Below are 17,372 nucleotides of genomic sequence, written 5' to 3'. Positions count from 1 at the left end.
CCCCTGCACAGTTCTTAGGTACTTTAGCACCAATGAACCACTGCTTGCTGTTCTTATCCCTTATAGGGCAAGCGATAGCGACCGACCTTGCCCGCCCCCTTTTGTTTATTCTTTGCTTTATGGATTATTAAGGCTGCCAGAGAGTGGCCTTGCCCTCAGAATCAAGCTGATAGGTCTTGCCATTATAATCTAAGGTGCGGTCAGTCCATTTTTCGCCAGTGTCCGGATCAAAATAGTAGAGGCTGCCGTCAATTTCAAAAAGCTCTCCTTTAATTTGTCCGCTTTCTTGATGTGAATAGCCCAGTTTGCTGTTATAGGATGACTGAAAATAAAGCTGTTTGCCATCGATCATCTGCCATCCTGAAACAGCTGCGCCGTCTGCTCCTAAGTAAAGCCATCCGCTGAAAACAGGCTGATAATAGTAATTGTTAGACGGTGTGATGTGAACAAAACGATTGGTCCAGAGTTCTCCGCTGTCCGGATCAAGGTAATAAAATTTACCCTTGTCCTGAATCAAGCGTCCTTTAGCCTGACTGCCGTCAGAATAGAAGTAAAGCTGCTTGTTATCAATCGTCTGCCATCCTGAAACAGCTGCACCGTCATCGCCTAAATAATACCATACATCATAGTCACTGCTGTAGCGGTCGCTGTATTGTTTTTGGCTGACAAAGCGGTTGGTCCAGAGGTCTCCGCTGTCCGGATCAAAATAATATTTTTTGCCGTTCAGAACCAGCATAGTTCCCTTAACTTGGCTGCCATCACTGTTGAAATAAAGTCGTTGTCCGTTGATGGTTTGCCAGCCTGTGGCAAGCTGATTGCTGCCATCAAGGTAGTACCAGTTAGACTCATTTTGATAGAATTGATTGTTTTCTATTTTATCATTGAGCAGGAGTCCGCTTTGACGGTCGGTCAAGATGAGCTGACCGTCATCGTCATAACCGATGCCTTTTAGCTGTCTGCCTTCTTTATCAAAGTAGTAGCTTTGCTGATTGATGGTTTGATAGCCTGTGAGAACCTTTCCCTGATCGTCAAGATAATACCAGTCACCAATATAATTGACAAGACGGTTGGTCCAAAGTTCTCCGCTGTCTTGATCAAAATAATACTTGTCACCATCTATCGTGTATATGCTGCCCTTGTACTGAGCGCCCGTTCGAGGGCTGTTTTTTTCAGCGAAGTAAAGCTGTTTGCCGTCGACCGTCTGCCAGCCTGTCAGAGCTTTTCCGTCTTCGTCAAGATAATAGAAGCTGCTTGCTTTGTTAATAAATTGACTGACAGCGGGCTGCCCCTGTGAATCAATATAGTAGACGTCATTGTTTACAGTAATGAGCCGGTCCTTTTGCAGGCTTCCGTCTGCTGAAAAATAATAGGTCTTACCATCAATCGTTTGAAAGCCTGTAAGCTGCTGGCCTTCTTGATCGAGATAATAGGTTTTCCCGTCATCTCTAGTGACAAAGCCTCTTGTTTCAGCAGATGTCTGCCTTGTTTTTTCAGCTGTTTGCGGCTGAGAAGAAGCAGACGTTTGTTCTTGAGAAACTTGATTCTTTTCTGCAGCAGAAGGCTTTTGTGTTTCACTGTCTGCAGCTGTTGTTTCTGCTGTGGTGACAGTTTCTTGCTCTTGCAGGTTCTCCTGAAAGGTAGTTGACGGCTGAGTCTCGCTTGTTTGGTCAGAAACGGCAGTTTCATTTGACGTTGAATCTTCAATTGAATCAGAACTTGAATAGTAAGCGGAAGCAGGCTCAGAAACCGCTTCGCTCGTTTGGCTGACAGCAGCTCCGTTTTGTGCAGGAGCCTTGTCTTCAGCTAAAACCGGAGCGGCTAAGGAGCCCAGAAGAACTGCTGCTGCGCTCATGATGAAGGTTCCGTGTTTCTTGATTTTTCCCTTATACGGTCTAAAGTAAGTTTGTCTTATCATAAAAACCTCTTTTCTTTTAAAGCAAAGTGCTGGACGACACCTTTATTATAGCACGCTGCGTAGGCTTTGCTTCTTAATGACTGTAAATGATAGTTATCTGTAATGCTGCTGAGATGATGACGCTTATTTGTCAAAAAACTGTATTTGCAGTTACTTTTTAGGCTGCCCTCTTCTTTTTTATCCTTGGGTATTTGAAGCCGGCAGCAGCAAAGCCAGGTGGCCGACGTGCCGGAAAACAGTGAGTGTCTGTCCAACAAAGATAATAAGCGAAAATCACGTGTAAAGTGTAATTTTTATTGTATAATAGAAACAGCAGTTAAAAAAAGAAAGTAGTATCATGAATATTCAGCAATTACGGTATGTGGTGGCTATTGCGAACAGCGGCACCTTTCGCGAAGCAGCTGCCAAGCTTTTTGTCAGTCAGCCCAGTCTGTCTGTAGCTGTCAAAGATTTGGAGCAGGAGCTGGGCTTTAAAATTTTTACACGCACGACGACTGGAGCTGTTTTAACCAGTCAGGGACTGACTTTTTATGAAAAGTCACTGGAAGTCGTTAAAAGCTTTGATTCTTTTGAAAAGCGCTATGCTAAGCCTGACAGTGTCAATAATCAATTTTCGGTAGCCAGTCAGCACTATGACTTTCTGCCGCCTCTGCTGACCAGTTTTTCCAAGCAGTACCCGGAATATAAAGACTTTCGAATTTTTGAAACGACAACGGCTCAGATTTTGGATGAGGTATCAGAGGGTCACAGCGAAATTGGTATTATTTATATGAATCAGCAGAATCGCAAGGGCATTTTGCAGAAAATGGATAAGCTGGGTCTGGAATTTGTCGAAATGATTCCCTTTAAAACGCATATTTATCTGCGCCAAGACCATCCTCTGTCTCAAAAGGAGCTCTTAACCATGGAAGATTTAGAAGGGCTTGAGACGGTTCGTTTCACTCAGGAAAAGGATGAATACCTTTATTATTCTGAAAATCTGGTTGATACCACTGGCAGTTCCTTGATTTACAATGTTACCGACCGGGCAACCCTCAATGGAATTTTGGAGCGGACGGACGCCTATGCAACCGGCTCAGGATTTTTAGACAGCCGCAGTGTCAACGGCATTACAGTTATTCCTTTGGATGATAAGCTGGACAACCGCATGGTTTACGTCAGACGCAGCAGCACAGCCTTATCAACGTGTGCTCTGAAGTTTATCAATGTTATGTTTAATTATTTTGAAACCTATAAGCCTTAAGGAGAACCTATGAGAAAACTATTACTGCCTTTTGTCATTCTTCTTTTGGTTGGTTTGGATCAGCTCAGCAAAATGTGGGTCGTCAAGTCAATAGCTTTGGGTCAAATCGTCAATGTGATTCCCAACGTGATCAGCCTCACCTATTTGAAAAATACGGGAGCCGCCTTTTCTATTTTAGAAAACCAGCAGTGGTTCTTTACGATTATTACTGTACTTGTGCTGGGGGCAGCGGCTTACTACCTTATCAAATATATACAGTCTGACAATGTCTGGCTTTTGGCTGGTTTGATTTTGATTATTTCCGGCGGTATAGGCAATTTTATTGACCGCTTGCGGCTGGGCTATGTTGTGGATATGGTTCATCTTGATTTTGTTGATTTTGCAATATTTAATGCAGCAGATACGTATTTGAGTATCGGAGTGCTGCTGTTGATTGTTGCCCTATGGAGAGAAGAAAAAAATGGAGATTCGCATTAAAGAAGCAGGAGCGCGCTTAGACAAAGCGCTGGCAGATTTGACAGAACTGTCCCGCAGCCAAGCCAGTGAACAGATTAAGGCGGGGCTTGTTTTGGTTAATGGCAGAGCTCAAAAGGCCAAGTATGCGGTTAAGGCAGGAGACGTGGTTACTTATGAACTGCCGCAGGAAGAAATACTGGACTGTCCGCCGCAGGATTTGCCGCTTGATATTATCTACGAAGATGCTGATGTAGCCGTTATCAATAAACCCCAAGGGATGGTGGTTCACCCTTCAGCCGGCCATCCTTCAGGGACGCTGGTCAATGCTTTGCTTTTTCACATTAAAGACCTGTCCACCATTAACGGTGTGGTAAGACCGGGTATCGTTCATCGCATTGATAAGGATACTTCGGGACTTTTGATGATCGCTAAAAATGATCTAGCCCATCAGTTCCTGGCGGATGAACTAAAGAAAAAGAAATCATTGCGTCAGTATCTGGCCATTGTGCACGGCAGTCTGCCTAATGACCGAGGTATCATTGAGGCACCGGTCGGCCGCAGCGACAAGGATCGTAAAAAGCAGGCTGTAACGGCAAAAGGTAAGCCTGCTCTCACACATTTTCAGGTTGTGGAGCGCTTTGATGATTACACTTTGGTCAGGCTGACTTTAGAGACCGGAAGAACGCATCAGATTCGCGTCCATATGGCCTATATCGGGCATCCGGTTGCCGGAGATCCGCTTTATGCACCAAAGAAAACCCTCAAAGGACAGGGACAGTTTCTTCACGCAGAAACATTGGGTTTTACTCATCCTGCTACAGGCCGGTTGATGCGCTTTTCTGCAGAAGTACCGACTGTTTTCCAAGAAACATTGGATCAGCTGCGCCATCATTGAGAGAATTTTTTTTATACTTAAGCTAAAAAGCAAGGCAAAATCCGACAGATTCTGGATTCTGCCTTGTTTTTTGCTGACAATTTATTGCGGTATATTTTTTGACTTTTTGTTAAAATAGGGACATGAAGAAATCCAATCCTTTAAAAACAGAAACAAAGCTAAAGTACGTTCGTATAGTTTTGCGCTTAGTTACCTGGCTGGTGATTTTAGCATTGATCATTTTGACTGTTCATCTCTACAATAAGGGCTACCTGACAGATGTTCAAAAATTACGTGCTGCTATGAAAGGTTACGGCACTTGGAGCCCCTTGATTTTTATTTTGCTGCAAATTATTCAGGTAGCCATTCCTATTTTGCCGGGCGGTGTTTCCACTTTAGCAGGTGTTGTTATTTTTGGTCCTTTCTGGGGCTTTATTTGGAATTACATTGGTATTTGCACCGGTTCTGTTTTGGGCTTTCATATTGCCAAGCGGTTCGGGCGGCCTGCTTTGGAGGCTTTCTTCAGTCCTAAGCTGCTTGAAAGCTATGAACATCGGACCAACTCGGACAGTAAATTTGCTAAATATTTTGCCTGGGCCATCTTTCTTCCGATTGCGCCTGATGATTTGCTCTGTTATCTGGCCGGGACGACCAGCATGACTTACAAACAGTTTATAACCATTATCCTATTGGGCAAGCCGGCAGCCATTCTTGCCTATAGTTTGGGTTTGATGACCATTTTATCAAAATTATTCGGTCTTGGCTGAGTGATTCTTACCAATAAAAAACAGCTGACTCTTGAAAAATATAAGCAGTATGTTATAATGAATGAAATGAATATTCCTTTAACACTGTCCCGTGAGGCAGGCAAGGAGCCGGTAAGAAAAAAGTGCAGGGGAAACTGTACTTATATTTCGTGAAATCTCCTTGTACAAGGAGATTTTTTCTTATTTTTTACAGAAAGGCATTCTATGAAAACAAAAGAAATTGTTGACGGTGTCACTATGAAGCGTGCTATCACGCGCATTACTTACGAAATTATTGAGCGCAATAAGAGCCTTGATAAGATTGTGCTGGCAGGTATTAAGACGCGCGGTGTTTTTATTGCCCGCCGTATTCAGGAGCGGCTCAAACAAATTGAAGGTATTGATGTGCCGCTCGGCCAGCTTGATATCAGACATTTCCGCGATGATATTAAAATTGAGGAAGATACAACTGATATGCCGGTTGACATTACAGATCGTGATGTGATTTTGGTCGATGATGTTCTCTATACAGGCCGCACTATCCGTGCTGCCATTGATAATCTTGTCAATCTCGGCCGCCCGTCTCGAGTGAGTCTGGCTGTCTTGGTAGACAGAGGACACCGAGAGCTTCCTATCCGTGCAGACTATGTTGGGAAAAACATTCCGACCAGCGGTTCAGAAGAAATTGTTGTGAATATGACAGAGATTGATGGCAAAGATAATGTTTTGCTGCTTGCTAAAGAAGATTAATCAAACCGAGTTCAGGTGTCCTGAGACATTTTAAATGTTCGGATGCAAGGCAAGCTCTTATGGAATTTCTCTCAGAAAAGGACAGGTTCTAATGATAGTTACTGATGGTGTTGTGTCGCTTAAGCATTTGGTCAGCATGGAGATTTTATCCAATGAAGAAGTGCTTGGCTTAATTAAAAGAGGATTGGCTTTCAAAGAGAAAAAGGTTCATTTTTCGCTGGACAGGCAGTACTTTGCGGCAAATTTGTTTTTTGAATCGTCAACGCGGACTCACAAATCTTTTGAAGTAGCAGAGAAAAAGCTGGGTCTGGACGTGATTGAATTTGATGCTAAGACCAGTTCTGTAAACAAGGGTGAGACCCTCTATGATACGATTTTGACGATGAGCGCTTTAGGTGTTGATATCTGTGTTGTCCGCCATTCGCAGGATGACTATTATAAGGAGCTGATTGACAGCCGGACAATCCAAACGTCTATTGTAAACGGCGGTGATGGTTCCGGTCAGCACCCCAGCCAATGTCTGCTGGATTTGATGACCATCTATGATGAATTTGGAAGCTTTGAAAACCTTAAGATTGCCATTGCAGGGGACATTACACATTCTCGTGTGGCTAAGTCCAATATGCAGATTCTTAAGCGTTTGGGCGCTCAGATTTACTTTTCCGGTCCCAAAGAGTGGTATTCTTCTGAGTTTGATGTTTACGGCAATTATGTTGCTATTGATGATATCGTTGATCAGGTGGATGTCCTCATGCTGCTGCGCGTCCAGCACGAGCGCCATGACGGCAGTGGAAGCTTTTCTAAAGAGACCTACCATGAGCAGTATGGTTTGACCAAGGCTCGCTATGATCGGCTGAAAAGCTCTGCTATTATCATGCATCCGGCTCCGGTGAACCGTGACGTGGAAATTGCAGACAGTCTGGTGGAAGCTCCCAAATCGCGCATTGTCGCTCAGATGCAAAATGGGGTCTTTGTCAGAATGGCTATTTTGGAGGCGATCCTGAAAGGAAAGACCTGATTAACATCTTGTGACCATTCTGAAAAAAGATAAATAAAAATTTCAGTCAGCCGTTTTTACTTAAGCAGCCGCGAATGACTAAAGTGAGAACTTGCTGATTTTACTGAAAGGTACATATATGAGAAAGAGACTTTTAATTTTAGAAGACGGAACAATTTTTGAAGGCCAGGCTTTTGGAGCAGACCTTGATGTAACAGGAGAAATTGTTTTTAATACCGGCATGACAGGCTATCAAGAGTCTATTACGGACCAGTCTTATAACGGGCAAATTTTGACTTTTACCTATCCGTTGGTCGGCAATTATGGGATTAACCGTGATGATTATGAAAGTATTACCCCGACCTGTAAGGGAGTAGTCGTTTCTGAGAATGCCCGTCTGGCCAGCAATTGGCGCAAACAGATGACTTTGGATGAATTTTTGAAAGCCAAGAATATTCCGGGTATCTCAGGCATTGATACCCGTGCTCTGACCAAGATTATCCGCCATCATGGAACAATGAAGGCGACACTGACCAACGGCGGAGACGAATTAAGCCACCTGCAGGATCAGCTGCGGGCCACTGTGCTGCCGACAAATAATATTGAGCAGGTATCAACCAAGGCGGCTTATCCGGCTCCGGGTATTGGTAAAAACATTGTTCTCGTTGATTTTGGGCTCAAACATTCCATCTTGCGTGAGTTTTCAAAGCGCAGCTGCAACGTGACCGTTGTGCCTTATGATACAACTGCAGAGGAAATTCTCAATCTAAATCCGGACGGTGTTATGCTTTCTAACGGTCCGGGCAACCCGGAAGATGTTCCGGAAGCCTTGGATATGATTCGGGGAGTTCAGGGGAAGATTCCGATTTTTGGCATCTGTATGGGCCATCAGCTCTTTAGCCTGGCTAATGGCGCGACGGCTTATAAGATGAAATTCGGTCACCGTGGCTTTAACCATGCGGTACGTGAAATTGCCACAGGCCGGATTGATTTTACTAGTCAGAACCACGGTTATGCGGTCGAACGCGAAAGCCTGCCGGACGACTTAATCATCACACACGAAGAAATCAACGATAAGTCGATCGAAGGGGTACGCCACCGCCGTTATCCGGCTTTTTCGGTTCAATACCATCCGGATGCTGCGCCGGGGCCGCACGATGCGTCTTATCTCTTTGATGAATTTTTAGAAATGATTGATGCCTTTCAGCAAGATGCTAAAAATTAAAAGGCGGTTAAGAAACCATGCTCCAAGGGATTTAGTTTTGCTGCCGGAAGCGCTTTTCACATCAAGAATGATTATTTAATGTTAACCAGAGAGCTAGCAAATAGGAGAAATAAATGTCAAAACGTACAGATATAAAGAAAATCATGGTTATCGGTTCTGGACCGATTATTATCGGTCAGGCTGCTGAATTTGACTATGCAGGGACACAGGCCTGCCTTGCTCTCAAAGAAGAAGGCTACAGTGTTGTGCTTGTCAATTCCAATCCGGCCACGATTATGACGGATAAGGAAATTGCAGACAGTGTTTATATTGAGCCCATTACCATCGAATTTGTGACACGTATTCTGAGAAAAGAGCGTCCTGATGCTCTGCTGCCAACCCTTGGCGGACAGACAGGCCTCAATATGGCTATGGAGCTGTCCAGAGCCGGTATTTTGGATGAACTTGGTGTTGAGCTCTTAGGGACCAAGCTGTCTGCTATTGATCAGGCCGAAGACCGTGATCTCTTCAAGCAGCTGATGGAAGATTTAAAGCAGCCAATTCCTGAATCCGATATTGTCAACAGTGTTGAAGAAGCAGTAGCTTTTGCCGGTGAAATCGGCTATCCTGTTATTGTCCGTCCGGCCTTTACCCTAGGCGGAACCGGCGGCGGCATGTGTGCCGATGAGGCAGAGCTCAGAGAGATTGCCGAAAATGGTCTCAAACTGTCACCGGTAACCCAGTGCTTGATTGAGCGTTCCATCGCCGGTTTTAAGGAAATCGAATACGAAGTCATGCGCGATGCGGCTGACAATGCCTTGGTTGTCTGTAATATGGAGAACTTTGATCCTGTCGGTATTCATACGGGAGATTCCATTGTTTTTGCGCCGACACAGACACTGTCAGACATTGAAAATCAAATGCTGCGCGATGCCAGCCTCAGCATTATCCGCGCTTTGAAAATCGAAGGGGGCTGCAATGTTCAGCTGGCGCTGGATCCAAACAGCTTTAAATATTATGTCATTGAGGTTAATCCGCGTGTTTCTAGGTCATCAGCCTTAGCGTCCAAAGCAACCGGCTATCCCATTGCTAAATTGGCTGCAAAAATTGCGGTCGGTTTGACGCTTGATGAAATGATCAATCCGGTTACCGGTACGACCTATGCCATGTTTGAGCCCGCTCTTGATTATGTGGTAGCCAAAATCCCGCGCTTTCCTTTTGATAAATTTGAACACGGGGAACGCCGTCTGGGAACACAGATGAAAGCAACCGGTGAAGTGATGGCAATCGGCCGCAATATTGAAGAGAGCCTTCTTAAAGCCTGCCGTTCGCTTGAAATCGGTGTTTATCACAATGAAATGGCAGAGCTTGCTGAGGTAACAGATGATGCTTTGGTTGAAAAAATCGTTAAGGCTCAGGATGATCGGCTTTTCTACCTGTCAGAGGCTATCCGCCGGGGCTACACGATTGAAGAGCTGTCAGAATTAACTAAGATTGATCTTTTCTTCCTTGATAAGCTGCTGCATATCTATGAAATTGAGCAGGCCTTGGCAAGCCATATCAAGAATCCTGATATACTTAGGGAAGCTAAACGCAATGGTTTTTCAGACCGTAAAATTGCCGACCTCTGGCACATGTCAGCTGAAGAAGTGCGCAAGTTTCGTCTGGATCAGCAGATCATTCCTGTCTATAAGATGGTGGATACCTGTGCGGCAGAGTTTGAATCTGCAACACCTTATTTCTATTCCACTTATGAGCTGGAAAATGAATCCATCAAATCGGACAAGGAATCTGTTCTGGTTTTGGGTTCGGGTCCGATTCGAATCGGTCAGGGTGTGGAGTTTGACTATGCTACCGTTCATTCGGTCAAAGCCATTCAAGCTGCCGGTTATGAAGCAATCATCATGAATTCCAATCCGGAAACAGTGTCCACGGACTTCTCAGTCTCAGACAAGCTCTACTTTGAACCCTTGACTTTTGAAGATGTTATGAATGTTCTCGAATTAGAGCAGCCAAAAGGTGTTATTGTTCAGTTTGGCGGACAGACGGCTATTAATTTAGCCGAGCCCTTGTCCAAAGCTGGTGTGACAATCTTGGGAACACTGGTAGCAGACCTTGACCGCGCAGAAGACCGCGACCTTTTTGAGCAGGCCTTGAAAGATCTGAACATTCCTCAGCCGCCCGGTCAAACAGCAACCAACGAAGAAGAAGCTGTTGCCTCTGCCCGCAAGATTGGCTTTCCTGTCCTTGTACGTCCATCCTATGTTTTAGGCGGCCGTGCTATGGAAATCGTGGAAAACGAGGATGACCTGCGCGCTTACATGCGGACAGCTGTTAAGGCCAGTCCTGATCATCCGGTTCTGGTTGATTCGTATTTGGTTGGCCGTGAGTGTGAAGTTGATGCTATTTCGGATGGCGAAAATGTCCTTATTCCGGGAATTATGGAACACATTGAGCGTGCCGGGGTTCATTCCGGAGACTCTATGGCTGTCTATCCGCCGCAGACACTTTCGAAGGAAATTCAGCAAACGATTGCTGATTACACCAAACGTTTAGCGATCGGTCTTAACTGTATCGGCATGATGAATATCCAGTTTGTTATTAAAGACGATACGGTTTATGTTATTGAGGTCAATCCTCGTGCCAGCCGGACAGTACCTTTCTTATCCAAAGTCACCGATATTGCAATGGCTCAGGTAGCGACTCAATTGATCTTAGGACGCACACTACCTGAACTTGGTTATACAGACGGCCTCTATCCGGAAAGTCAAAATGTTCATGTGAAAGCACCCGTCTTTTCGTTTACGAAATTAGCCAAGGTAGATAGCCTGTTAGGACCTGAAATGAAGTCCACGGGTGAGGTAATGGGGACAGACTCAACTCTTGAAAAAGCTCTTTATAAAGCTTTCGAAGCCTCATATTTCCATCTTCCGTCTTTTGGAAATGTCATCTTCACTATTGCTGATGACACAAAGGAGGAAGCCTTGGATTTGGCACGGCGCTTCTCCAATATCGGCTACAGCATTCTTGCCACTGAAGGAACCGCTGACTTCTTTGCTGAGAACGGTTTAGAGGCCCAGGTTGTCGATAAGCTCGGCGACAATGATACCAATGACATTCCTGCTTTCGTCCGGGCAGGCAAGGTTCAGGCCATTGTCAATACAGTTGGCAACAAGCGTACGTTTGATGAGGACGGGGCAGCAATTCGCAGCTCTGCTATTGAACACGGGGTACCGCTCTTTACAGCCTTAGATACGGCAGCCGCAATGGTTCAGGTTCTTGAGAGCCGAGGCTTTATTACACAGGCAATCTAATTTGAACGGATACTGTGCGAATTTATCCCCCTGGTGCTATTTCAAATCAGCAATCCCTATTTTCTCAGCATTTAGCCGGTCAGCTTTCGTAAAAAAGAGCCAAAGTGCTTTAGCAGCTTTATAAAAGCCGGCAAACAAAGAGATTATTATCCAGGTTTTTAAGTGAGAAAGTGAAGTCAACCATCCTATATTGATTGGCTCACTTTCTTTTTTATTTTATGGTCAGAAAAGCCTTGACATCAGAAAGCAAAGGTTGTATATTTGTATTATAAAGTTAGAACAATAAGTTGGCTGTTTAATCTGTGAGCAGCAGTCTTACATTTTTGTAAGATTTTCTGATAAAAGTGTAAGGCTTTTACGTTCGCTTTAGGATATGATGAAAAGGAAAAAAGCAGGAGGGGAAGGTTATGCCAAAAAGAAAAGGTAAAATGACCAAAAAGAAAAAAGGATGGATTATCGTGGGCAGTTTTGCAGCGGCTGTTGTTGTGCTGGGCTTAATTTGGATAAAGCTGCAGGAGACCAGTCAAATAGACTCGCAGAATGTCGGCTATCAGACGGTTAAGGTAAAAGAAGGCTCTATTGCCTCATCGACCTTGCTTTCAGGAAGGATTAAGCCCGAGTCAGAACAATATGTTTACTATGACAGCAGCAAGGGCAGCAATCCCAAAGTAGTGGTTGCTGCCGGAGACCAGGTAACTGCGGGACAGCAGTTAGTGCAGTATGATACAGGTGAGGCTCAGGCTACTTATGATCAGGCAGTCAGAAACCTTAATAAGGTCAACCGTCAGATTACAAATTATCAAACCTACGGGACTGTACCGTCAGCAGACAATTCTGCAGAAAGCAGCTCTGCTGCTGATTCAGCAACAGGAGAGGGCAGTACTGCCGGAGCTCAAGGCAGCGATTCAGCAGGCGGTATGACTGACAGTTCTGCAGCTGCTCTGACACCGACAAATTCTACAAATTATGATCAGCAGCTGCAGGATTTATACGATGCTCAGGCCGGTGCCCAAGATGAGGTTAATAAGGCTCAGACAGCTCTGAACAACACATCTGTAAACAGTGAAGTAACCGGAACAGTGGCAGAAGTTAACAACGATATTGATCCTTCCGGAAAGACCAGCAAAGCCTTAGTTCATGTGACCAGTGAAGGCAAATTGCAGGTTCAAGGCACTCTGACAGAGTATGATTTAGCAAATATCAAAGTTGGACAAGCCATTAAAATTAAATCCAAAGTCTATGATGATAAGGAATGGGATGGAAAAATTTCCTACATTTCAAATTATCCAAGTCAGTCAGACCAAGAGCAGTCCCAAGGATCCGGCTCATCCGGCAGCGGTTCATCTTCAGGTGCGGCTGCCTACGACTACAAAGCAGATATTACCAGTGATTTAGGTGATTTAAAACAGGGCTTCACCGTATCTGTAGAAGTTGTCAATGAAAATAAGAGCCTCATTATTCCGACATCAGCATTGGTGAGCAAAAATGGGAAAAACTATGTTTGGGTTTATGACAACTCAAACTCTCGGGTTTTGAGAAAAGATGTCGCTGCAGGCAATGCCGATGCCAAGTCACAGGAAATTTCTTCCGGTCTTAAGAAAGGCCAAGTGGTTATTGCCAATCCGGACAAGAGCTTAAAAGAAGGCAAGAAGATTGATAAACCTTCTGCTAAAAACGATAAGGCCGGCGAGAAGAGGTGAGCAGCATGAGTGATAAGAAAGAACTCATCCACCTTGAGGGCATTACGAAAAGCTACCATAACGGCAGTCAGGAGTTACAAGTTTTAAAAGGTATAAACCTGACTGTTAACGAAGGAGACTTTCTGGCCATTATGGGACCGTCCGGTTCTGGTAAATCAACGCTGATGAATATTATCGGGCTTTTAGACAAGGCAACGGACGGTTCGTATTCTTTGGCTGATGAGTCTATCGAAAAACTGAATCAAAATGAGCTGGCACGTCTTCGCAACGAAGAAATTGGCTTTGTTTTTCAGCAATTCTTTCTGCTGTCCAAACTCAATGCGCAGGATAATGTTGAGCTGCCGCTTATTTACGCTGGCGTATCAGCATCTAAGCGCCATCAGCTGGCGCAGCAATTTTTAGAGAAAGTCGAATTGGCTGACAGGCGCAAGCATCTGCCATCGGAGCTTTCCGGCGGACAAAAGCAGCGTGTTGCTATCGCACGAGCCTTGGTCAATGACCCTTCGATCATTTTGGCTGATGAGCCCACAGGTGCTTTGGATACCAAGACCAGCAACCAAATTTTGGAACTGCTGACTCAGCTCAATCGCGAAGGAAAAACCATTATCATGGTAACCCATGAGCCTGAGATTGCCGATTATGCGACTCGCAAGATTGTTATCCGTGACGGAGAAATTACATTAGATACGACTGAAAGTGTCCGTATTGATTGATTAAGGGAGGAAATTTATGCAAAATTGGAAATTTGCCCTTAGTTCAATTATGGGGCACAAGATGCGATCTTTTCTGACGATGCTGGGTGTAATCATCGGAGTGACAGCTGTCTCTGTTATTATGGCCATGGGAACAGGAATGCGCCACTATATTACAGATCAAGCGACTAAATACCAGCACGATGTCGAAATTTACTATGCGTCAAATGATGAGGATGCGGTGGAGCAGTATTACAGCTCAGACCAATCGCAAAAAGATGCACCTAAAATTAAGGACGAGTGGCTGCAAACGATCGTAAAAGAAGTAGATGGTATTAGTAATTATTATGTGACCAATACAACTTCAAGCGATGTTCTCTATCAAAATAAAAAAGGAAAACAGGTTACTCTTACAGGCGTCAGTCAAAACTATTTTGATGTCAAGGGCTATAAAGTCGTAGCCGGCCGTCAGCTCAATACCAGTGACTACACCAACTTTTCGCGTTTTATCATGATTGATGAAATGCTGGCAGCTAAGCTGTTTTCCAGTCCTGATGATGCTCTAAATAGGATTATTGAAGTCGGAGATAAAAAATACCGTGTTGTCGGAGTTTACAAGGATCCGGATGCGGGATCATCCATGTATGGCATGAATTCAGACGGTAATGCGATTTTGACAAACAGTCAGCTGGCTTCTGAATTCGGTGTCGATGACATCAGTAACATCTATGTTCATGTTCCTGATGCCAGTGTTTCTTCAAAAGTCGGAAAAGAAGCAGCGAAACGTTTGACTAAGCTTTCCAATGCTTCTGACGGCCACTATACGATGTTTGATATCAGTAAAGAGTTGGAAAGCGCTCAGTCGCAAATTACTGCCATTACAACCTTCATAGGTATTATCGGCGGAACTTCGCTTTTGGTTGGGGGGATCGGTGTTATGAATATCATGCTGGTGTCGGTAACAGAGCGTACCAGAGAAATCGGACTGCGTAAAGCCTTAGGAGCTACCCGCCGCAATATCTTGACACAGTTTTTGATTGAGTCTATCGTTCTGACCTTAATCGGAGGTTTTATAGGTTTGCTTTGTGCTTATGGTTTGACCAACGTTCTGGGAAATTCAGAAGGGATAGTTAATGCTATCGGTAAGCCTGTTATTGCACTGAATACTGTTTTAGTCAGTATTGCTTTTTCAGTCTTTATCGGCGCTGTCTTTGGTATTTTACCGGCCAATAAGGCAAGTAAGTTGGATCCGATTGAAGCTCTGAGATATGAATAATATTACAGAGACTTGGTACAGCACTCTTAAATTCTTTATTGTTTGAGATGTATCATAGCAGCCGGCTTGCAGTTTTTAGCAGACCTGGTTTTGTAAAAATATTTATATGTGTCAAGGAAAAAACTTGACACATATTTTTTTTCTGTTATAATAATTAAAGTAGTTCATAGCTGAGCTATGTTCAAAAAATAAAAAAAGAAAAGAGACTACCCAAAAATGGCAGTAAAAATTCGTTTAACTCGTATGGGTTCTAAGAAGAAACCTTTCTACCGTATTAATGTTGCAGATTCACGTGCACCGCGCGACGGCCGTTTCATTGAAACTGTCGGAACTTACAATCCGCTTGTAGCTGAGAATCAAGTAACTCTTAAAGAAGACCGCATTCTCGAATGGTTAGGCAATGGTGCACAGCCATCAGATACTGTTCGCAACATCCTTTCAAAAGCAGGAATTATGAAAAAATTCCACGAAGCTAAATATTCAAAGAAATAAAGTAATTGCCTATGGACACGATTGAAAATCTGATTATCGCTATTGTGAAACCGCTGATTTCGCAGCCAGATAATTTTACAATAAAAATTGAAGATACACCTGAGTTTTTAGAGTATCATCTTGATTTAGATTCCAGTGATATTGGCCGAATTATCGGTAAAAAAGGTCGCACTATTACAGCGATAAGATCGATTGTCTATTCGGTTCCGACTCAAGGTAAAAAAGTTCGTCTTATTATTGATGAAAAATAGTGGCTCAGGCCACTTTTCTTATTTTATCTCTGATACGATCAGGGCGTATTGAAAAAGCCTTTTTCTTAAACTGTGTTTGATGAGTCTGCCGTTTTCTGTGAGTTTTTACAGGCAGAAAGAGATAAGTAATTAAAAAACATTCAAAGGATGGTTATGGATTATTTTAATGTCGGAAAAATTGTCAATACGCAAGGACTTCAGGGCGAAGTCCGTGTCTTATCGGTGACTGATTTTACCGAAGAACGCTTTAAAAAGGGTTCTCGTCTGGCCTTATTTGATAAAGAAGGGAATTTTGTCAAAGATCTGGAAGTAGCCGGCCATCGTCAGCACAAGAATTTTGATATTTTGAAATTCAAGGGGCTCTATCATATCAACGATGTTGAAAAATACCGCGATTATACGCTCAAAGTAGCTGAGGAAAATCTGACAGAGCTTGACGAAGGTGAATTTTACTATCACGAAATCATTGGTCTTGATGTCTATGAAGACGGCGTCTTAATCGGTCAGGTTAAAGAAATTCTGCAGCCCGGGGCCAATGATGTCTGGGTTATTAAGCGACAAGGCAAGCGCGATTTGCTGCTGCCTTACATTCCGTCAGTTGTTCTCAAGGTGGATCCTGCGGATAAGCGCGTTGATGTGCATGTGTTAGAAGGTCTGGACGATGAAAATTGATATTTTGACTCTTTTTCCGGAAATGTTTGCGCCGCTTGAGTACTCGATTGTAGGTAAGGCGCGTGAGAAGGGCATTATTGGTATCAGCTGCCATAATTTTCGTCAGTATGCTGAGAAAGCCCGTCATGTGGACGATGAACCCTACGGGGGCGGTCAGGGAATGCTTTTGCGGGCGCAGCCTGTTTTTGATGCCATGGATGCACTTGCGCTGAACAAGCCCCGAGTTCTTCTTTTGGATCCGGCAGGCCGCCGTTTTGATCAAGCCTATGCTGAAGAATTATCACAAGAAGAAGAGCTGGTTTTCATCTGCGGCCATTATGAAGGCTATGACGAACGCATCAAAAGCCTGGTGACTGATGAAGTATCTCTGGGGGATTTTGTCCTGACAGGCGGTGAGCTGGCTGCTATGACGATCATCGATGCGACGGTTCGCCTGATTCCTGAGGTCATTGGTAAGGAAGCCAGCCATCAGGATGACAGCTTTTCGTCAGGACTGTTGGAATATCCGCAATATACTCGTCCCTATGACTACCGCGGTATGAAAGTGCCTGATGTCTTGATGAGCGGCCATCATGAAAATATTCGCCGCTGGCGTTTGAAGCAGAGCCTGAAAAAAACATACGAAAGACGGCCTGATTTGCTGGCAAAATATGAATTGACTGATGAAGAAAAGCAGATTTTAGAAGAGATAAAAGGGGCAGGATTTGAGTCTTAGCCTCTTCATTATTGTACTTGATAATGCAAAAACTGCAGGAAACTGGAAATGAGCAGCTAAAAGTGCTTTCTTTTT

Annotated in this window: 16 protein-coding genes; 15 read left to right on the top strand and 1 reads right to left on the bottom strand. The window is 44.0% G+C overall.

Features of this window, described 5'->3' with window-relative positions; all coding sequences use genetic code 11:
* Positions 1-127: 127 nt before the first annotated feature.
* A complete protein-coding gene (locus tag AC4HAN_RS01135) occupies positions 128-1,915 on the bottom strand; it encodes a hypothetical protein (RefSeq protein ID WP_491090642.1) in 1,788 nt (595 codons plus the stop codon).
* Between the two features lie 337 nt (positions 1,916-2,252).
* Between AC4HAN_RS01135 and AC4HAN_RS01130 the strand changes: the two genes are divergently transcribed.
* From AC4HAN_RS01130 to trmD, 15 genes are all read left to right on the top strand, one after another.
* The gene (locus tag AC4HAN_RS01130) at positions 2,253-3,158 is read left to right on the top strand and encodes a LysR family transcriptional regulator (RefSeq protein ID WP_491090641.1); all 906 of its coding nucleotides are present in this window, start codon (positions 2,253-2,255) and stop codon (positions 3,156-3,158) included.
* Between the two features lie 9 nt (positions 3,159-3,167).
* Positions 3,168-3,635 (top strand): signal peptidase II, encoded by a 468-nt coding sequence (lspA, locus tag AC4HAN_RS01125; protein ID WP_491090640.1) that lies wholly within the window; start codon positions 3,168-3,170, stop codon positions 3,633-3,635.
* Complete coding sequence (locus AC4HAN_RS01120; protein ID WP_491090639.1) at positions 3,619-4,509, top strand: RluA family pseudouridine synthase; 891 nt, start codon at positions 3,619-3,621, stop codon at positions 4,507-4,509. Before lspA ends, AC4HAN_RS01120 begins: the two co-directional genes overlap by 17 nt.
* Positions 4,510-4,682: 173 nt before the next feature.
* Positions 4,683-5,255, top strand: coding sequence for a TVP38/TMEM64 family protein (locus tag AC4HAN_RS01115; protein WP_491091109.1), 573 nt, complete (start codon positions 4,683-4,685; stop codon positions 5,253-5,255).
* Positions 5,256-5,459: 204 nt separating this feature from the next.
* Positions 5,460-5,984 (top strand): bifunctional pyr operon transcriptional regulator/uracil phosphoribosyltransferase PyrR, encoded by a 525-nt coding sequence (gene pyrR, locus AC4HAN_RS01110; protein WP_027976230.1) that lies wholly within the window; start codon positions 5,460-5,462, stop codon positions 5,982-5,984.
* Positions 5,985-6,075: 91 nt separating this feature from the next.
* Positions 6,076-7,002, top strand: a complete 927-nt coding sequence (locus AC4HAN_RS01105; RefSeq protein WP_491090637.1) for an aspartate carbamoyltransferase catalytic subunit — start codon at positions 6,076-6,078, stop codon at positions 7,000-7,002.
* 118 nt (positions 7,003-7,120) lie between these two features.
* Positions 7,121-8,206 (top strand): carbamoyl phosphate synthase small subunit, encoded by a 1,086-nt coding sequence (locus AC4HAN_RS01100; protein ID WP_491090636.1) that lies wholly within the window; start codon positions 7,121-7,123, stop codon positions 8,204-8,206.
* A gap of 113 nt (positions 8,207-8,319) precedes the next feature.
* Complete coding sequence (carB, locus tag AC4HAN_RS01095) at positions 8,320-11,499, top strand: carbamoyl-phosphate synthase large subunit (RefSeq protein WP_491090634.1); 3,180 nt, start codon at positions 8,320-8,322, stop codon at positions 11,497-11,499.
* A 407-nt stretch (positions 11,500-11,906) separates the two neighbouring features.
* The gene (locus AC4HAN_RS01090) at positions 11,907-13,199 is read left to right on the top strand and encodes an efflux RND transporter periplasmic adaptor subunit (RefSeq protein WP_491090633.1); all 1,293 of its coding nucleotides are present in this window, start codon (positions 11,907-11,909) and stop codon (positions 13,197-13,199) included.
* A gap of 5 nt (positions 13,200-13,204) precedes the next feature.
* The gene (locus AC4HAN_RS01085; protein WP_491090632.1) at positions 13,205-13,912 is read left to right on the top strand and encodes an ABC transporter ATP-binding protein; all 708 of its coding nucleotides are present in this window, start codon (positions 13,205-13,207) and stop codon (positions 13,910-13,912) included.
* A gap of 16 nt (positions 13,913-13,928) precedes the next feature.
* The gene (locus tag AC4HAN_RS01080; RefSeq protein WP_491090630.1) at positions 13,929-15,167 is read left to right on the top strand and encodes an ABC transporter permease; all 1,239 of its coding nucleotides are present in this window, start codon (positions 13,929-13,931) and stop codon (positions 15,165-15,167) included.
* Between the two features lie 216 nt (positions 15,168-15,383).
* Positions 15,384-15,659: a 30S ribosomal protein S16 gene (gene rpsP / locus AC4HAN_RS01075; protein ID WP_491090628.1), complete on the top strand. Its 276-nt coding sequence runs from the start codon at positions 15,384-15,386 to the stop codon at positions 15,657-15,659.
* 11 nt (positions 15,660-15,670) lie between these two features.
* A complete protein-coding gene (locus AC4HAN_RS01070; protein ID WP_027976222.1) occupies positions 15,671-15,910 on the top strand; it encodes a KH domain-containing protein in 240 nt (79 codons plus the stop codon).
* 153 nt (positions 15,911-16,063) lie between these two features.
* Positions 16,064-16,582 carry a ribosome maturation factor RimM gene (rimM, locus tag AC4HAN_RS01065; protein WP_491090627.1) on the top strand — a complete coding sequence of 173 codons (519 nt, stop codon included), beginning with the start codon at positions 16,064-16,066 and terminating at the stop codon, positions 16,580-16,582.
* The gene (gene trmD / locus AC4HAN_RS01060) at positions 16,572-17,297 is read left to right on the top strand and encodes a tRNA (guanosine(37)-N1)-methyltransferase TrmD (protein WP_491090626.1); all 726 of its coding nucleotides are present in this window, start codon (positions 16,572-16,574) and stop codon (positions 17,295-17,297) included. The genes rimM and trmD overlap by 11 nt, the downstream gene beginning before the upstream one ends.
* The last annotated feature ends 75 nt before the right edge of the window (positions 17,298-17,372 follow it).

The sequence above is a fragment of the Streptococcus sp. ELY_86 genome, assembly GCF_058314495.1.
Note: the sequence above shows the minus strand (reverse complement) of the source record. Positions and strands in the feature narration are given on the sequence as shown.

What these genes read in the sequence shown, in the direction of transcription:
- AC4HAN_RS01135 (WP_491090642.1), bottom strand. Translation starts at nt 1,915, where the DNA reads ATGATAAGACAAACTTACTTTAGACCGTATAAGGGAAAAATCAAGAAA.
- AC4HAN_RS01130 (WP_491090641.1), top strand. Translation starts at nt 2,253, where the DNA reads ATGAATATTCAGCAATTACGGTATGTGGTGGCTATTGCGAACAGCGGC.
- lspA (WP_491090640.1), top strand. Translation starts at nt 3,168, where the DNA reads ATGAGAAAACTATTACTGCCTTTTGTCATTCTTCTTTTGGTTGGTTTG.
- AC4HAN_RS01120 (WP_491090639.1), top strand. Translation starts at nt 3,619, where the DNA reads ATGGAGATTCGCATTAAAGAAGCAGGAGCGCGCTTAGACAAAGCGCTG.
- pyrR (WP_027976230.1), top strand. Translation starts at nt 5,460, where the DNA reads ATGAAAACAAAAGAAATTGTTGACGGTGTCACTATGAAGCGTGCTATC.
- AC4HAN_RS01105 (WP_491090637.1), top strand. Translation starts at nt 6,076, where the DNA reads ATGATAGTTACTGATGGTGTTGTGTCGCTTAAGCATTTGGTCAGCATG.
- AC4HAN_RS01100 (WP_491090636.1), top strand. Translation starts at nt 7,121, where the DNA reads ATGAGAAAGAGACTTTTAATTTTAGAAGACGGAACAATTTTTGAAGGC.
- carB (WP_491090634.1), top strand. Translation starts at nt 8,320, where the DNA reads ATGTCAAAACGTACAGATATAAAGAAAATCATGGTTATCGGTTCTGGA.
- AC4HAN_RS01090 (WP_491090633.1), top strand. Translation starts at nt 11,907, where the DNA reads ATGCCAAAAAGAAAAGGTAAAATGACCAAAAAGAAAAAAGGATGGATT.
- AC4HAN_RS01085 (WP_491090632.1), top strand. Translation starts at nt 13,205, where the DNA reads ATGAGTGATAAGAAAGAACTCATCCACCTTGAGGGCATTACGAAAAGC.
- AC4HAN_RS01080 (WP_491090630.1), top strand. Translation starts at nt 13,929, where the DNA reads ATGCAAAATTGGAAATTTGCCCTTAGTTCAATTATGGGGCACAAGATG.
- rpsP (WP_491090628.1), top strand. Translation starts at nt 15,384, where the DNA reads ATGGCAGTAAAAATTCGTTTAACTCGTATGGGTTCTAAGAAGAAACCT.
- AC4HAN_RS01070 (WP_027976222.1), top strand. Translation starts at nt 15,671, where the DNA reads ATGGACACGATTGAAAATCTGATTATCGCTATTGTGAAACCGCTGATT.
- rimM (WP_491090627.1), top strand. Translation starts at nt 16,064, where the DNA reads ATGGATTATTTTAATGTCGGAAAAATTGTCAATACGCAAGGACTTCAG.
- trmD (WP_491090626.1), top strand. Translation starts at nt 16,572, where the DNA reads ATGAAAATTGATATTTTGACTCTTTTTCCGGAAATGTTTGCGCCGCTT.